Below are 15,553 nucleotides of genomic sequence, written 5' to 3' on the forward strand. Positions count from 1 at the left end.
TCGGACAGCGTGATCTCCACGGCGGAAGGGCCCGGATGCGGCATACCAACAGGCTACTTACTAACCCTCAGGATTTCTGGCGCATCACACTAGCGCGCAGGACACGTGCCTGAACGGCTGAGGGCGGTACCCGGGATGGGTTACCGCCCTCGGACGTTTCCGCCGCTGCCTCTCGCGCCGCCTCTGCTCCTCTGCGCGGCTGTGCCCTAGTCGGCCGACAGCACGAACGACGTCTGCACCTTCGCGAATCCCGGAGCCTTGGCTTCCACGAGGTACGTGCCCGCCCCGGCCGTGCCCGCCGGAGGCGTGGCGCACTCGGGGGCGCTCGGCTTGCGGTCCCACTTCACCGTGTAGGTGATGCCGCTCCCGGCGGCGACCCGGTACAGCTGGTGCGCGGCGGCCTTGGGGCAGTCCTCGGAGGACCAGTAGTCGTCGTCGCTGCTCGCCGGGGCGATGGTGAACACCGCGTTCTTCGGCCCGAGATCGATCTTGCAGTCACTGCCGGAGACGTTCCGCGCGGTCAGCAGGAAGGTGGGTGTCTGCTCGGGGTCGTAGGTGTTGTGCCGGCTGCGCAGGCTGAACTTGACGGCGCTCGCGGTGCAGTTGGGCAGAGTGGAGCCGGCCGGCAGTGTGTCGCCCGCGCCGACGCCGCCCGCGGTGGTGCCGCTCCCCGGGCCGCCGGAGCCGCCCGAGCCCTCGGAACCGCCTGAGCCGGAACCGGAACCGCCGCCGGAGCCCGAGCCGGAACCGGCTCCCGACCCGTCGCCGGACCCGTCATCCGAGCCGTCGCCCGACCCCGACGACGAGCCGCCGGAACCGCCGCCGCCCGACTCGTCGCGTCCGCCCGGTGCTTGGCTGATGGCCGGGCCCGAACTCGACGGGCCGGGCACGATGGAGGGCGCGGGATTCTTGCCGTTGGCGCCGCTGTCGCGGTCCCCGTCGCCCCCGCCCATCATCACGATCCAGGTGGTCAGCAGCGCCAACACGGCGACCACGGACACCAGTACGACCCTCCGACGCCAGTAGATGGAGGAGGGAAGCGGCCCGACCGGATTGCGCAGAGATCCCACGGCGCAAACCTTACGAGAGATCGGCGCGTTCGCCCGCCCCACCCGCCGTTCGATGAACAACTTTTCCGGATCATCATTCCGCAACCCGCCATGCACCCCCGCGCCTTGGCCATTCAGGACTCAATTCCTGGAACAACAGCAACAGTTGGGGCACGACCGATCAAGGTGTGACAGATTCGCTCACACATGCATAAGTCGCATGTGCGTGGATCATAATTTCCTAACAGATGACCGGATACCGACCCGACTCCCTCGTCCCCGCACCTTCCTGGCCCTGCCCGGCTCCCGGGCGGGCGTTGCTCCCTCTCCACCGAGTGCAAGGGCTGCGGCATGACCAGACGCCATCCAGTACCCGCCTACCTCGGACGTGTCCTCTCCCCTTCCGGGGTTCCGCAGGGCACCTGCTTCCAGATCGCCCCCGGCTGGCTGGTCACCGCGTGGCACGTCGCCCAGGCCACCTTCGCGCTCGGTGACGACGAGGTGCTCCTGGTCGACCGGCTGAGCGAGCCCGGAGCCGAGCGGATCCCCGCCCGGGTCGTGTCCGAGGACCGCAAGGCGGACCTCGTGCTGCTGCGGGCGGACAAGGCGTTCCCCACGAGTGCCCGGCTGCTGCGAAGCTCCCGCTCGGTCCGGCATGCCGAGCCCGTGACCGTGCTGGGCCATGCGCTGGTCCAGGAAACGGGCGACAAGCCGCCCGTGCTGTGGGTGGAGGCCCTCGGCGAGTGGCAGGGCGAGGCCCGCCGGACCGACGACGTCACCCTGGGACGCTTCTACTCGCGGGACGTGCTGTCCGGCATGAGCGGAGCACCGGTGCGGCAGCGCAGCGACGACAGCGTGGTCGGTGTCGTGTCCGCCCGCTACAACACCTCTGACGGCTGGCTCGTCCACAGCGTCTGGTCGGGCCGCGTCGAGGACCTGCGCGAGCTCTGCAAGGGTCACGTCGACCTCGGCGCAAACCGGTGGGTCGGCTTCGCCGGCGCCGTGGCGGTGGCCGCCGAGGGCCTGACCTCCGGACGCCGCGAACCGGACACCGGCGTGCGGACGGAGACCCGTGAGCGGGCAGAGACCGGTGAGCGGACGGAGACCGGTGAGCGGGCAGAGACCGCCTCCGCACCGGGCCGGCCGCCCGACGGGCCCGTCACGAACGCCCCGGTCCCCGCCGCCGGGCCCACCGACCCACCCGCGCCCACCGGGTCCGGCGGCACCGTGTCGGACACGATCACCGAGGAGGTGAGCCAGGGCGTACTGGCACGGTTCACCCGCTGGATCTCCGACACCCTGTAAGGCCGCCGACCACCCGGGCCCAGCGGCGCGAAGGGTGGTGGCGAGCGAGCGAAAGGTCGACGAAGTGTCAGTAAGCCCGCAGGCCAAGAACTACGGAAGCTGGCTGATGAGCGTCTCACTGCTCAACAACCAGCCCCTGCACGTACCGGCCGTCCTGGACGACGGCACCGAAGACCCGATCACGATCGAGACCGGCGACGCCTACATACACCGCGAGACGGGTGTGATCCTCGCCTTCGTCCTCACCGACGACCGCGGTGTGCGCCACATGTTCGCTCTGGACCACGCCGACGGTCGGAGCGAGCCGCTCCGCGACCTGTTGCACACCCTGCGGGACTCGTGGTTCTTCCGGGGACTGGCGAAGGCCACCCCGTGGGGTCGAGTCGTCAGAACCGGAGGGTTCGTGCTGCGGCACTTCTGGCAGTGGGACAAGGAGCCGACGATGACCGGCTACTACCTGTATCCGAACGGCAAGCTCATCTTCTCCGGCACCTACCAACTGGCCACGTCCTGATCAGCGGTCGCCCGCAGGAGGTACCTCACTCGTGAACCCGCAGAAGGAAGTCGTCCCGACCGTCATGGACGGCCAGGAGGTCTACATCGCCGTCCAGCGGCTCCCCGGATCCGAGCCCACCTCGTCGAACCTGCGCAGGGTCGCCGGGCAGAGGGCGACCGAAGCCCTGGACCACGTCCAACGGACGGTCCGGTCCGTGGCCGAGCGGTTCAGCCACACCGTCGGCGAACTGTCGGAGCAGGCCACCGCGCCCGAGTCCGTCTCCGTCGAGTTCGGCGTCACGATCGCCAGTGAAGGGAACATCGTCCTCTTCAGCGGGTCTGCCGAGGCGTCGGTCACCGTCACCCTGACCTACCCGGTCACAGCCCGGCCCCGGACGTAGGGCTGCTCATGCCCTGAGGGAGGCGGCGGGTCCGCGCACCGCCCGGCGGGTCCGCGCACCGCACGGCGGGCCCGCGCACCGCACGGCGGGCCCGCCGCCTCCACCGCGCCTCGCGCTGCGCGAGCGCCTCGTCGAGAGCGTCCTCGGGGTGGCATGCGCCCGCGCGGGCGCCCTCGCGTGGCAGGATCGGAGGGTCATGACTGCACCCACGAAGCCCTCGCAGACCGGTTCCGCCCCCACCACCCCCGCGACCGCCGTGACCACCCTGCACTCCCCCGTCATCGACTGGTTCGCCGAACACGCCCGTGACCTGCCGTGGCGGCGGCCCGAGGCCGGGGCCTGGGGGGTGATGGTCAGTGAGTTCATGCTGCAGCAGACCCCGGTGAGCCGCGTCCTGCCCGTCTACGAGCAGTGGCTTGAGCGCTGGCCGCGCCCCGCCGACCTGGCCAAGGAGGCGCCCGGCGAGGCCGTCCGCGCCTGGGGCCGGCTCGGCTACCCGCGCCGCGCGCTGCGGCTGCACGGCGCCGCCGTCGCCATAACGGAACGGCACGGCGGGGACGTACCGGCCGACCACGCCCAGCTGCTGGCACTGCCCGGCATCGGCGAGTACACGGCCGCCGCCGTCGCCTCCTTCGCCTACGGGCAGCGGCACCCGGTGCTGGACACCAACGTGCGCCGGGTCTTCGCCCGCGCGGTCACCGGCGTGCAGTACCCGCCGAACGCCACCACCGCCGCCGAACGCAAGCTGGCCCGCGCGCTGCTGCCCGAGGACGAGCCGACCGCCGCCCGCTGGGCCGCCGCCTCCATGGAGCTGGGCGCGCTGGTGTGCACGGCGAAGAGCGAGTCGTGCCACCGCTGCCCGATCGCCGCGCAGTGCGCGTGGCGGCTGGCGGGCAAGCCGGAGCACGACGGTCCGCCACGCAAGGGCCAGACCTACGCGGGCACCGACCGGCAGGTGCGCGGGCGGCTGCTCGCCGTGCTGCGGGAGGCGCACGGTCCCGTTCCGCAGGCCGCTCTGGACCGGGTGTGGCACGAGCCGGTACAGCGGGCCCGTGCCCTCGACGGTCTCGTCTCCGACGGTCTGGTGGAGCCGATGGCGGGCGGTCTGTACCGGCTGCCGCTGACCTGACGTACAGGCACGTCACAGCCGCGGACCGCCGTCCGTCACAGTGACCGGGGTGGACAAATCACCCCGAAACCCCTTCAACGCCCCCACGGCTTTACCCCGTTCGGATTTCCGTTACACAACCGACGGACAGCCGAGTGCTGGCCGCAGGCTGCTTCGGACAGCGCCGTGACAACGCCTCCGTACCTTCAGATGCGTTCCCGGAAGACACGGGACGACGGAAGAACACAGGCAGTACACGGGCGGCGGTGAGCCGGCCCGAACGGGGAAACGGGAGGCGGTTCACCATGGCGCAGGGCGAGGTGCTCGAGTTCGAGGAGTACGTCCGCACCCGGCAGGACGCGCTGCTGCGCAGTGCCCGCCGCCTGGTCCCGGACCCGACGGACGCGCAGGATCTGCTGCAGACGGCGCTGGTACGGACGTACGGCCGCTGGGAGACCATCGAGGACAAGCGGCTGGCCGACGCCTACCTGCGCCGGGTGATGATCAACACCCGCACGGAGTGGTGGCGGGCGCGGAAGCTGGAGGAGGTCCCGACCGAGCAGCTCCCGGACGCCTCGGTCGACGACGCCACCGAGCAGCACGCGGACCGCGCCCTGCTGATGGACATCCTCAAGGTGCTCGCCCCCAAGCAGCGCAGTGTCGTGGTGCTGCGACACTGGGAGCAGATGTCCACGGAGGAGACGGCCGCCGCCCTCGGCATGTCGGCCGGAACGGTCAAGAGCACGCTGCACCGGGCGCTCGCCCGGCTCCGCGAGGAGCTGGAGTCCCGCGATCTGGACGCACGCGCGCTGGAGCGTGAGGAGCGGGAGCGGTGCGCGGCCTGACCGGCGAGGGTTCGCCACGGACCCGGGGCAGTATCCAGGCGGTGAGCGCGGCACTGGCCGTGCCCACCGCCCTCGCCCTTCTGGTGTCCGGGTGCGGTGCCGGCGGCACCGGCGCCCGTGACGAGGGCCCTGCGCACGCCGACACGGTGGCGGGCGCCGCACCCACCCCGTCCGCCGCGCCGTCGAAGTCCCCCGACGCCGTGAACGCGGTCAAGCTCGTCAAGGACGACCCGAAGGTCGCACCCGAGGTGAAGCGCGAGCTGAAGCCCTGCGCCGCCGACGAGTACCCGGTGGACGTCTCCTACGGCAATCTGACCGAAGGCTCCGCGGACGATGTCGTCGTCAACGTGCTGACCTGCGGTGACGCGGTGGGTGTCGGCAGTTACGTGTACCGCGAGCAGGACGGCTCGTACGAGAATGTGTTCAAGGCCGAGGAGCCGCCGGTCTACGCGGAGATCGACCGCGGGGACCTGGTCGTGACCAAGCAGGTGTACGAGAAGGGCGACCCGGTGTCGAGTCCCTCCGGGGAGAGCGTGATCACGTACAGATGGACCGCCGGCCACTTCGCCGAGAAGTACCGCACGCACAACGACTACGGGAAGGTCGCCGGCGACAGTGCGACGCCGATGCCCGCGGGCTGACGCGGGCGGGCGGCGTGAACCGATCGGGCCGCTCGGGCCGATCCCCCGGTGAACGCATGAACGCATCGCAGGCATCGTGCGTCCCAGCAGGAGAACGCACCCCACGGACCACGAAGGACTGAGAGCACCGGGATGGCAGACCAGACCCATGTCCTGTTCGTCGAGGACGACGACGTCATCCGCGAGGCCACGCAGCTCGCCCTGGAACGGGACGGCTTCGTGGTCACCGCCATGCCCGACGGGCTCTCGGGCCTGGAGGCGTTCCGGGCGGACCGCCCGGACATCGCGCTGCTGGACGTCATGGTCCCCGGCCTCGACGGCGTCAGCCTGTGCCGCCGAATCCGCGACGAGTCGACCGTGCCGGTGATCATGCTGTCGGCTCGGGCCGACTCCATCGACGTCGTGCTGGGCCTGGAGGCGGGCGCCGACGACTATGTGACCAAGCCGTTCGACGGTGCCGTCCTGGTCGCCCGGATCCGCGCGGTGCTGCGCCGCTTCGGGCACGCGGGCGGCCGGGGCGACGAACCGGCCGCGCCGGAGAGCGGCGGGGTGCTGGCCTTCGGGGACCTGGAGGTCGACACCGAGGGCATGGAGGTCCGCCGCGCCGGACAGCCGGTGGCGCTGACGCCGACCGAGATGCGGCTGCTGCTGGAGTTCTCCTCCGCGCCGGGCACGGTGCTCTCCCGCGACAAGCTGCTGGAGCGGGTGTGGGACTACGGCTGGGGCGGGGACACCCGCGTCGTCGACGTGCATGTGCAGCGGCTGCGGCAGAAGATCGGCCAGGACCGGATCGAGACGGTCCGTGGCTTCGGCTACAAGTTGAAGGCCTGAGCAGGGGCAGGGGTATGAGGGGGCACTTCCGGCGCCTGGTCGCCGCGGGCTTGGAGCGTGCGGGCATCCGTACGGGCCTCAGATGGAAGCTGAGCGCGGCCATCGCACTGGTGGGTGCGCTGGTGGCGATCGCGCTGAGCCTCGTCGTGCACAACGCCGCCCGGGTATCGATGCTGGACAACGCGCGTGACCTCGCCGACGAGCGGATCCTGATCGCCCAGCGCAACTTCGAGCTGTCCGGGCGGATGAACTTCCCCAACACCAAGATCAACGACCCGGGTCTGCCGCCCGCGCTGCGGGAGCGGGTCGAGGCGGGCCAGCGGGCGACGTACGTGGCCGACCGGCCGGGTGGCGTGCCCGACATATGGGCCGCCGTGCCGCTGAAGAACGGGCAGGTGATGTCGTTGCACTCGGGCTTCACCGACCGCAGCTCCGACATCCTGCAGGACCTCGACCAGGCCCTGCTCATCGGATCGATCGCGGTCGTCCTCGGCGGCAGCGCGCTCGGAGTGCTGATCGGCGGGCATCTCTCGCGGCGGCTGCGCAAGGCGGCCATCGCGGCGGGCCAGCTCGCGGGCGGCGAGACGGACGTGCGGGTGCGGGACGCCATGGGCGGGGTGGTGCGGGACGAGACGGACGACCTGGCGAGCGCGGTGGACGCCATGGCGGACGCGCTGCGGCAGCGCATCGAGGCCGAGCGACGGGTCACCGCCGACATCGCGCACGAGCTGCGCACCCCGGTGACCGGGCTGCTCACCGCCGCGGAACTGCTGCCGCCCGGACGCCCGACCGAGCTGGTGCTGGACCGGGCGAAGGCCATGCGCACGCTGGTCGAGGACGTGCTGGAGGTGGCCCGTCTCGACGGGGCCTCCGAGCGGGCGGAGCTGCAGGACATCATGCTGGGCGAGTTCGTCGCCCGGCGGGTGACGGCCAAGGATCCGGCCGTGGAGGTGCGCATCGTGCACGAGTCGGAGGTCACCACCGACCCGCGCCGCCTGGAGCGCGTCCTGTTCAATCTCCTGGCCAACGCGGCCCGGCACGGCAAGCCGCCCGTCGAGGTCAGCGTCGAGGGCCGGGTCATCCGCGTGCGCGACCACGGCCCGGGCTTCCCGGAGGACCTGCTCGCCGAGGGGCCGAGCCGCTTCCGCACCGGCAGCAAGGACCGGGCCGGCCACGGCCACGGACTCGGCCTGACCATCGCGGCCGGGCAGGCCCGGGTGCTGGGCGCCCGGCTGACGTTCCGCAACGTCCGCACCCCCGGGACACCGGAACATCTGCCGGCCGAGGGCGCGGTCGCCGTGCTGTGGCTGCCGGAGCACGCGCCGACGAACACGGGGAGCTACCCGATGCTGCCGGGGTCGTAAGCCGGTGGCTTCGGCGGGACCAGTCCTGGTCCCGGTTCAGCAGGGCCGGTCCCGGTCCATGGCGTCCTCGGGGAGCGGGATCCGGCGCGTGTGATCCATGCGACCGACGGTGGCACGGGGTCCGACAACAGCCCCCGAGTCGTGGCCGGGTATACGGGGGTCCGACAACAGCCCCCGAGTCGTGGCCGGGGACGACGAAAGCCCCCGGGCGGACACGCCCGGGGGCCTCGTACGGTGCGGTCAGACGGCCTCGACCAGGGGCGGCTGCGCCGCCGGGGTGTCCGGCTCGCCGTCCTCCTTCGGTCCCGCTCCCCGCAGCGGCACCTCCTTGACGAACACGGCCGCGGCGAGGGCGACCACCGCGACCACGGCGCCGAGCAGGAACGCCGAGTGCGTGCCGGCGGAGACCGCGTGCTGGTACGCCTCCCGGGCCAGCACCGGCAGCTTCTCCAGGCTCTTGGCGTCGAGCTGCGCCGACTGCTCGGTCACCTTGGAGCCCAGCGCCCCGGCCCGCTGGGTCATGACGTCCTGGACGCGGTTGTTGAACAGCGCGCCCATGATCGCGACGCCGAAGGAGGAGCCGAGCGTACGGAACAGGGTGGCCGACGAGGACGCGACGCCCATGTCCTTCATCTCGACGCTGTTCTGCGCGACCAGCATGGTGATCTGCATCAGGCAGCCCATGCCGAGTCCGACCACGGCCATGAAGACACCGGACGTCAGACGCGAGGTGCCGGTGTCCATCGTGGACAGCAGATACAGCCCGGCGATCATCAGCGCGCTGCCGACGACCGGGAAGACCTTGTACCTGCCGGTGTTCGTGGTCACCCGCCCGGCGACCATCGAGGTCACCAGCATCGCGCCGAGCATGGGCAGGAGCAGCAGTCCTGAGTTGGTCGCGGAGGCACCCTGCACGGACTGCTGGTACAGCGGCAGGAAGAGCGTGGCGCCGAACATCACGAAGCCGGTGATGAAGCCGATGACCGACATCAGCGTGAAGTTGAGGCTGCGGAAGATGTGCAGCGGCAGCACCGGCTCGGCTGCCCTGGTCTGCCAGAACACGAATCCGACCAGCGCGCCGACCCCGATGCCGATCAGCTCCATGATCCGCGCGGAGCTCCAGGCGTACTCCGTGCCGCCCCATGTGGTGACGAGCACGATCGCGGTGATGCCGACGGTCAACAGCGCGGCGCCCAGGTAGTCGATCCGCGCCTGGGAGCGCTTCTTCGGCAGGTGCAGCACGACGCTGACGGCGACCAGCGCGACCGCGCCGAGCGGCAGGTTGATGTAGAAGGCCCAGCGCCAGCCCCAGTTGTCGGTGATGGTGCCGCCGACCAGCGGACCGCCGATCATCGCCAGCGCCATGACGCCGGCCATCATGCCCTGGTACTTGCCGCGCTCCCGGGGCGGGATCAGGTCGCCGATGATCGCCATGACACCGACCATCAGACCGCCGGCGCCCAGGCCCTGCACGGCGCGGAAGCCGATCAGTTCGCCCATGTTCTGGGCCATACCGCTGAGGGCGGAGCCGATCAGGAAGAGGACGATGGACGACAGGAACGTGCCCTTGCGGCCGTACATGTCGCCGAGCTTGCCCCACAGCGGGGTGGAGGCCGCGGTCGCGAGGGTGTAGGCGGTGACGACCCAGGAGAGGTGTTCGAGCCCGCCCAGCTCCCCGACGATCGTCGGCATCGCCGTACCGATGATCATGTTGTCGAGCATCGCGAGCATCATGGCGATCATCAGCGCGAGCAGCACCACCCGCACGCTCCTGGGCTGCTTCTCCCCGGCGTCGGCCGCCGGTGTGTCCGTCGTGTCCGTCATCGCTCCTGCTCCCCCGGCTACCGCTACTTACTTGCCGACCGGCTAGTGATTACACTCGGAAGCTAGACCTGGAACTAGCCGGTCGTCAAGTAAGTTTTATGGAAAGCGGGGGGCGTAGGAGGATGGGCGGCACCATGGACGGCATCAGGCAGCGGCGCCGCGGGGACACCCGCCGGCGCATCCAGGACGTGGCCCTCGAACTCTTCGCGGAGCAGGGCTACGAGAAGACCTCCCTGCGCGAGATCGCCGAGCACCTGGATGTCACCAAAGCGGCTCTCTACTACCACTTCAAGACGAAGGAAGAGATCCTCGTCAGCATCTTCGAGGACCTCACCCAGCCGATCGAGGACCTGATCGAGTGGGGCCGGCAGCAGCCCCACACCCTGGCCACCAAGCAGGAGATCGTCCGCCGCTACGCCACCGCGCTCGCCGAGGCGGAGCCACTGTTCCGTTTCATGCACGAGAACCAGGCGACGGTACGGGACCTGCGGATCGGCGAGTCCTTCAAGACGCGCATCCAGCGCCTGCGCGACATCATCGTCGACCCGGACGCCGCCCTGGTCGACCAGGTCCGCTACACCAGCGCGATCTTCACGCTGCACGCCGGCATGTTCCTGATCCAGGACATGGGAGACGACCCCGAGGAGAAGAACAGAGCCGTCCTCGAGGTCGCCATGGACCTGGTGGCCCAGGCCCACCGCGGAGCCGGGGGCTCCTAGGGCCTGGCCTGTGCGTCAACCGTGGGTCAGACCGTCACGCCCTTGGCGCGCAGGAACTTCACCGGGTCGACCGCCGAGCCGTAGTTCGGGGTGGTGCGGATCTCGAAGTGCAGGTGCGGGCCGCTGGAGTTGCCGGTGTTGCCGGACTTGGCGATCTCCTGGCCGGTCTTGACGATCTGACCGATCCGCACGGTGACCTTCGACAGGTGGGCGTACTGGGAGTACGTGCCGTTGCCGTGCTTGATCACGACGGCGTTGCCGTACGCGGGACCGTCACCGGCGCCGTTGCCGCCGGCCTTGACCACGGTGCCGCCGTGGGTGGCGACGACCTGGGTGCCGCTCGGCACGGCGAAGTCCTGACCGCTGTGGGTGGACTGCCACATGCCGCCGTTCTGGGCGAAGGACGCGGAGAGCTTGTACTTCTTCACCGGGTCGACCCACGACGGCGTGGCCTTCTTGGCGGCCGCCTTCTTGACAGCGGCCTTCTTCGCGGCGGCGGCCTTCTCGGCCTTCACGGCCTCGGCCTTGGCGGCCTTGGCCTGGACGGCGGCCTGCGCCTGGACGGCACTGGCGGCACCGGACGCGGCCGTGGTGTCGGCGGCGGACGCGACCCCGGCTCCCAGTGCGACCGAGACACCAAGGCCGGCGGCCAGCACGGTCGCACGGGTGCGGAGCTGGGACGTACGGGAAGAGCGGGACGTGACGCGCTGGGACATCGAAACCTCGTATGGAAGGGGACGGAGAAAACCACCCGGCGCACTGACGCTCGCCGCATGGCCATCCCTTGGTAACCCGAAGCCCGACAAACTCCCAAAAGCGTGATCTACGACGCTAGTTAGTAATTTGGTTCAGTGCTCTACGTCTCTTGACACAGCAGTCATTCAGGACAAATCCGGGCACTCGCCCGCACTTCCACGCCTCCGCCGGGGCAAGAATCCCTTTCCTCCCCTTCCGTTATCCACTATTCCAGCTAGTAACGGACATATCCCCTGTGCGGCATGTCACCGGGGGCACTCTTCGGCCATTCCTGAAATGTGGCGCACGCCTCTATGCGCCTACCGTCCGGTAACCCTACGGTTCCCCTCACGCCACCCTCACGCACAAGCATGCACACGACATGTTGGCAGCGTCACGGACGTGAGAGGACCCCCACGACATGCAGATCCGACGCCCCTGGTTGCGCCGCGCATCAGTGACCGCCGTCTCGGCCGCAGCCCTCCTGGCGATGGCCGCACCGGCCGACGCCACCACCGCCACCACCGCAACCCGGGCCTCCGAGGCCGCCACCACGGCCGCAGCCGCGGACGTCGACTACGGCACCTGGCAGAAGGACTGCCGAGTCGTGATGGACCAGGCGCTGCCCTACCTGAAGCAGCGGATAGCGGCCACGAAGCCGGGCGAGAAGCAGGCGATCGTCCTCGACATCGACAACACCGCGCTGGAGACGGACTTCGGCTTCAGCTACCCGCAACCGGCCAACAAGCCGGTCCTGGAGGCCGCCAGATACGCGCAGGAACGCGGCGTCGCCGTATTCTTCGTGACCGCCCGGCCGGACATCATCGCCTCGTTCACGCAGTACAACCTCAAGCAGACCGGCTACCAGGTCTCGGGGCTCTACGTCCGCAACTTCATCGACCTCTTCAAGAACGTCGCCGAGTACAAGACGGCCCAGCGCGTCGACATCGAACGCAAGGGCTACACGATCATCGCGAACATCGGCAACAGCAGTACCGACCTCGCGGGCGGCCACGCCGAGAAGACGTACAAACTGCCGGACTACGACGGGCAGCTCTCCTGACCCGCCTGGTCAACTGCGGGTAGTCTCACCCCCGTTCACGCGACCACGGGGGTGAGGCGGTTGGATCCGACGGTACTCGGCGGCAAGCTGGCGTCCGCACTGGTGACTCCACTGCTGAAGAAGCTCTTCCGCCCGGACGGACCGGGAGCGGGCCTGGTCGACAAGCCCGTACGCCTGTCCGCTCTCGTGTCCTTCCGGGGCGAGAAGCGCACCCTCGACGAGCGGGACGTCCACAGACTCGCCGCGCAGCTCGTGGCGCAGGCGGTGGACTCCCCCGGCGAGGTGCCCTTCCCGCCCGACGAGCGGATCGCGATCACCGACACCCTGGCCCGCAGGCTGCTCGCCCTCGGCGACCTCGACATGGACGACGTCCAGGCGGTCCGTCTGGGCCACCGCGAGCTGGCCGGGAGGCTCCTCCACGCGGCCCCGGCACCCGACGGGCTGTCCGCGGACTCCTGCCACTTCCTCGACCACGCGACCGAGTGGGCGTGCCTGAACATCCTGGAGTTCTTCACCCGCCGCTCCACCTTCGTCGCCCGCTCCCTCGTCGAACAGACCCGCGGCCAGGCCGAACTGATCGCCAAGGTCGACGAGCTGCTCACCCGCACACCCCGCCCGTCCGCCCTCGACGCCGCCTTCGAACGCCGCTACCTGCCGTACGTCGCCGAGCGCCACAACCACATCACCATCTACGGCATCGACCTGCGGGACTCCCCGGACCGCTGGCCCCTGGAAGTCGCCTACCTCAGCCTGGAGGCGACCAGCGGCGAACAGACCGGCGTGCCCGGCGCGCCGTCGGGCGAGCACACGGATGCCACCACCACCGCTGCCGTCCGGCTGCCCGCCGAGGAAGCCCTCGGCAGCCACGACCGGGTGATGCTGCGCGGCGACGCCGGCTCCGGCAAGACCACGCTGGTGCAGTGGCTGGCGGTGACCGCCGCCCGGGACGCCACCCGCGTCCCGTTCGTCCTCCCTCTGCGCACCCTGGTCCGCTCGGGTGCGCTCCCCGCGCCCACGGTCTTCCTCACGGCGGTGGGCTGCCCCCTCACCCCGCCGGAGGGCTGGGCGGAACGCGTCCTGGCCGCCGGGCGCGGACTGGTCCTGGTCGACGGCCTGGACGAGATCCCCGCTGCCGACCGGCACCGCACCCGCGACTGGCTGCTCGCCCTGATCCACGCCTTCCCCGGCAACCACTGGCTGCTGACCTCACGCCCCACCGCCGTACGCCCGGACTGGCTGGCCACCGAGGGCTTCAGCGAACTGACCCTCACCCCGATGCGCCGCGCCGACGTGGCGACGTTCGTGCACCGCTGGCACGCGGCCGCGCAGGCGCCCGAGTACGAGACACGGCTCCTGGACTCCCTGCGCACCAAACGCGACCTGGCCCGCCTCGCCACCAACCCCCTGATGTGCGGCCTGATCTGCGCCCTTCACCGGGAGCGGCGGGGCTACCTCCCCACCGGCCGCAAGGAGCTGTACGACGCCGCCCTCACGATGCTGCTCGCACGCCGTGACCGGGAGCGGGGCATGGGCGCGGTGGACGGCGTCGAGCTGGGCGAGGAGGCCCAGCTGGAGGTGCTCCAGCGCCTCGCCTACGCGCTGGTGCTGAGCGGCAACACGGAGATGGACCTGGAGACGGCCGAGGGCATCGTGGCCCGCTGTCTGCCGGTCATCGCGCCGGGGCCGGGCCAGGGTGACGCCGAGGCGGTGCTGCGCACGCTCCTGCTCCGCAGCGGCCTGCTCCGCCGGCCCGGCGAGGGCGTCGTCGACTTCGTCCACCGCACCTTCCAGGACTACCTGGGCGCCCGCTACGCCGTCGAGGAGGGCCATCTGGACGTCCTCGCCGGCCACGCGGGCGACAGCCTCTGGGAGGACGTGATCCGCATGGCGGTCGCGCACGCCCGCCCCCGGGAGCGAGCGGCCCTGCTCCGCCGGCTGCTGGCCGAGGGCACCCCGCGGCTGACCCTCCTCGCCCTGGCCTGCCTCGAACACGCCGCGGCCCTGGATCCCGGGGTGCGGGCGGAGGTGGAGGAACGGGCCGGGGCGCTCGTTCCGCCGCGCACGACACAGGAGGCGAAGACCCTCGCGGAGGCGGGCCCGCTGGTCCTGGAGCTGCTGCCCGGGCCGGAGGGACTGACCGCCCAGGAGGCCCACGGCGTCGCGGTCACCGCCTCACTCCTCGGGGCGGAGGAGGACGAGGGCGCCCTGGCGGTGCTGCGCCGCTTCCGCGAACATCCGGATCTCGACGTACGGCGCCAGCTGGCCGGCACCTGGAGCCGCTTCGACACACGCGAGTACGCGATCGAGGTGCTCGACCACCTGGAGCGGGACGGCCTCTCCCTGGTCTGCGAGTCGGCCGAGCAGCGGGCGGCGCTCCGCTTGATGCGCCCCTGGCACAGGCTGAGGTTCGACGGACCGCTCACCGCGGCCGCGCTCATCGACTGCGTCCCCGACCCCTCCGAGGTCCGCCTGCTGCACCTGAGGAACAACCCGGGCCTCGGGCATCTGGGGGAGCTCCGGGCGTTCCGGTCTCTGACCTCCCTGTGGCTCGAGCGCTGCCCGGACGCCGTGGGCCTGTCGAGCCTGGCGGACCTGCCGCTCACCGACCTGTCGGTCTTCGACCGTGGAGCTGACCTCACCGGGCTGGGGTCGCTGACGCAGCTCACGCGGCTCTCCATCGCCCAGAGTCTTCCGGGGGACGTCCTCACCGACGTCCTCCCCGTGGAGGCGCCCTTGCTGAGCCTCTTCCTGGGGATGGGTTCCATCCGCTCGACGGGGCTGCGGGGCCTGACCCGGTGGACCACGCTCCAGTCCCTGGCGTTCGGCGTGTCCGGCACACAGCGCCTCAGCGCCGAGGACTGGTCCGAGGTGGCCGGCCTCCCGGCGCTCACGACGCTGTCGCTCTACGGGCAGGCCGAGCCCTACGCGCACGACACCATGCCGGAACTGCCCGGCGTCCGGGATCTTCAGTTCCTCGCGGACCCACCGCCCCCGGCAGCGCTGCGGGTCCTCGCCTCACGCCTGCCCGGAGTGCGCAGCGTGGGCATCGCCACCCCGCTCGACAGCACAGAGTCCCTCGATCCCTACGCCGAGCTCTTCCCCACCGCCGAGATCTTCCGCATCTGACGCCGGGCACGGGAAAGGGGCCGGTGCCCCGGAAGGCACCGGCCCCT

14 protein-coding genes are annotated in these 15,553 nt (G+C 70.8%); 11 read left to right on the forward strand and 3 right to left on the reverse strand.

Annotated elements, in window-relative coordinates:
- Positions 1-206 precede the first annotated feature (206 nt).
- On the reverse strand, positions 207-1,070 hold the full coding sequence (locus ACFY9S_RS34585) for a hypothetical protein (protein ID WP_391136616.1): 864 nt from the start codon (positions 1,068-1,070) through the stop codon (positions 207-209).
- 330 nt (positions 1,071-1,400) lie between these two features.
- Here ACFY9S_RS34585 and ACFY9S_RS34590 point away from each other — a divergent pair, with 330 nt between their 5' ends.
- The 8 genes from ACFY9S_RS34590 to cseC all read left to right on the forward strand — a co-directional run bounded on the left by ACFY9S_RS34590 (position 1,401) and on the right by cseC (position 8,039).
- Positions 1,401-2,354 (forward strand): trypsin-like peptidase domain-containing protein, encoded by a 954-nt coding sequence (locus ACFY9S_RS34590; protein ID WP_391136619.1) that lies wholly within the window; start codon positions 1,401-1,403, stop codon positions 2,352-2,354.
- 106 nt (positions 2,355-2,460) lie between these two features.
- Positions 2,461-2,868, forward strand: coding sequence for a hypothetical protein (locus ACFY9S_RS34595; protein ID WP_391136622.1), 408 nt, complete (start codon positions 2,461-2,463; stop codon positions 2,866-2,868).
- A gap of 31 nt (positions 2,869-2,899) precedes the next feature.
- On the forward strand, positions 2,900-3,250 hold the full coding sequence (locus tag ACFY9S_RS34600; RefSeq protein WP_391136625.1) for a CU044_2847 family protein: 351 nt from the start codon (positions 2,900-2,902) through the stop codon (positions 3,248-3,250).
- A gap of 196 nt (positions 3,251-3,446) precedes the next feature.
- Positions 3,447-4,379 carry an A/G-specific adenine glycosylase gene (locus tag ACFY9S_RS34605; RefSeq protein ID WP_391136628.1) on the forward strand — a complete coding sequence of 311 codons (933 nt, stop codon included), beginning with the start codon at positions 3,447-3,449 and terminating at the stop codon, positions 4,377-4,379.
- Between the two features lie 284 nt (positions 4,380-4,663).
- Positions 4,664-5,203, forward strand: a complete 540-nt coding sequence (locus ACFY9S_RS34610) for a SigE family RNA polymerase sigma factor (protein ID WP_030251439.1) — start codon at positions 4,664-4,666, stop codon at positions 5,201-5,203.
- Positions 5,191-5,844 carry a hypothetical protein gene (locus tag ACFY9S_RS34615; protein ID WP_391136630.1) on the forward strand — a complete coding sequence of 218 codons (654 nt, stop codon included), beginning with the start codon at positions 5,191-5,193 and terminating at the stop codon, positions 5,842-5,844. The genes ACFY9S_RS34610 and ACFY9S_RS34615 overlap by 13 nt, the downstream gene beginning before the upstream one ends.
- Positions 5,845-5,976: 132 nt before the next feature.
- On the forward strand, positions 5,977-6,675 hold the full coding sequence (gene cseB / locus ACFY9S_RS34620) for a two-component system response regulator CseB (protein WP_391136632.1): 699 nt from the start codon (positions 5,977-5,979) through the stop codon (positions 6,673-6,675).
- A 14-nt stretch (positions 6,676-6,689) separates the two neighbouring features.
- Positions 6,690-8,039, forward strand: a complete 1,350-nt coding sequence (gene cseC, locus ACFY9S_RS34625; protein WP_391136635.1) for a two-component system sensor histidine kinase CseC — start codon at positions 6,690-6,692, stop codon at positions 8,037-8,039.
- 240 nt (positions 8,040-8,279) lie between these two features.
- On the opposite strand, the gene ACFY9S_RS34630 is transcribed toward cseC, so the two are convergent.
- A complete protein-coding gene (locus ACFY9S_RS34630; protein ID WP_391136638.1) occupies positions 8,280-9,863 on the reverse strand; it encodes a DHA2 family efflux MFS transporter permease subunit in 1,584 nt (527 codons plus the stop codon).
- Positions 9,864-9,985: 122 nt separating this feature from the next.
- Here ACFY9S_RS34630 and ACFY9S_RS34635 point away from each other — a divergent pair, with 122 nt between their 5' ends.
- Positions 9,986-10,582 carry a TetR family transcriptional regulator gene (locus tag ACFY9S_RS34635; RefSeq protein WP_391136641.1) on the forward strand — a complete coding sequence of 199 codons (597 nt, stop codon included), beginning with the start codon at positions 9,986-9,988 and terminating at the stop codon, positions 10,580-10,582.
- A 26-nt stretch (positions 10,583-10,608) separates the two neighbouring features.
- Here the strand turns inward: ACFY9S_RS34635 and ACFY9S_RS34640 are convergent, their stop codons facing one another.
- A complete protein-coding gene (locus tag ACFY9S_RS34640) occupies positions 10,609-11,298 on the reverse strand; it encodes a peptidoglycan DD-metalloendopeptidase family protein (RefSeq protein ID WP_391136644.1) in 690 nt (229 codons plus the stop codon).
- Between the two features lie 440 nt (positions 11,299-11,738).
- Between ACFY9S_RS34640 and ACFY9S_RS34645 the strand changes: the two genes are divergently transcribed.
- Together ACFY9S_RS34645 and ACFY9S_RS34650 are read left to right on the forward strand one after the other, a co-directional pair.
- Positions 11,739-12,380: an HAD family acid phosphatase gene (locus ACFY9S_RS34645; RefSeq protein WP_391136647.1), complete on the forward strand. Its 642-nt coding sequence runs from the start codon at positions 11,739-11,741 to the stop codon at positions 12,378-12,380.
- A 60-nt stretch (positions 12,381-12,440) separates the two neighbouring features.
- A complete protein-coding gene (locus ACFY9S_RS34650; RefSeq protein WP_391136650.1) occupies positions 12,441-15,506 on the forward strand; it encodes an NACHT domain-containing protein in 3,066 nt (1,021 codons plus the stop codon).
- The last annotated feature ends 47 nt before the right edge of the window (positions 15,507-15,553 follow it).

Origin of the sequence: Streptomyces sp. NPDC012474 (assembly GCF_042955185.1) — a bacterium.
Lineage (GTDB): Bacteria > Actinomycetota > Actinomycetes > Streptomycetales > Streptomycetaceae > Streptomyces > Streptomyces cahuitamycinicus.

Coding starts and splice junctions, on each gene's coding strand:
- ACFY9S_RS34635 (WP_391136641.1), top strand. CDS start 9,986: ATGGGCGGCACCATGGACGGCATCAGGCAGCGGCGCCGCGGGGACACC.
- ACFY9S_RS34640 (WP_391136644.1), bottom strand. CDS start 11,298: ATGTCCCAGCGCGTCACGTCCCGCTCTTCCCGTACGTCCCAGCTCCGC.
- ACFY9S_RS34590 (WP_391136619.1), top strand. CDS start 1,401: ATGACCAGACGCCATCCAGTACCCGCCTACCTCGGACGTGTCCTCTCC.
- cseB (WP_391136632.1), top strand. CDS start 5,977: ATGGCAGACCAGACCCATGTCCTGTTCGTCGAGGACGACGACGTCATC.
- ACFY9S_RS34605 (WP_391136628.1), top strand. CDS start 3,447: ATGACTGCACCCACGAAGCCCTCGCAGACCGGTTCCGCCCCCACCACC.
- ACFY9S_RS34610 (WP_030251439.1), top strand. CDS start 4,664: ATGGCGCAGGGCGAGGTGCTCGAGTTCGAGGAGTACGTCCGCACCCGG.
- ACFY9S_RS34630 (WP_391136638.1), bottom strand. CDS start 9,863: ATGACGGACACGACGGACACACCGGCGGCCGACGCCGGGGAGAAGCAG.
- ACFY9S_RS34645 (WP_391136647.1), top strand. CDS start 11,739: ATGCAGATCCGACGCCCCTGGTTGCGCCGCGCATCAGTGACCGCCGTC.
- ACFY9S_RS34595 (WP_391136622.1), top strand. CDS start 2,461: ATGAGCGTCTCACTGCTCAACAACCAGCCCCTGCACGTACCGGCCGTC.
- cseC (WP_391136635.1), top strand. CDS start 6,690: ATGAGGGGGCACTTCCGGCGCCTGGTCGCCGCGGGCTTGGAGCGTGCG.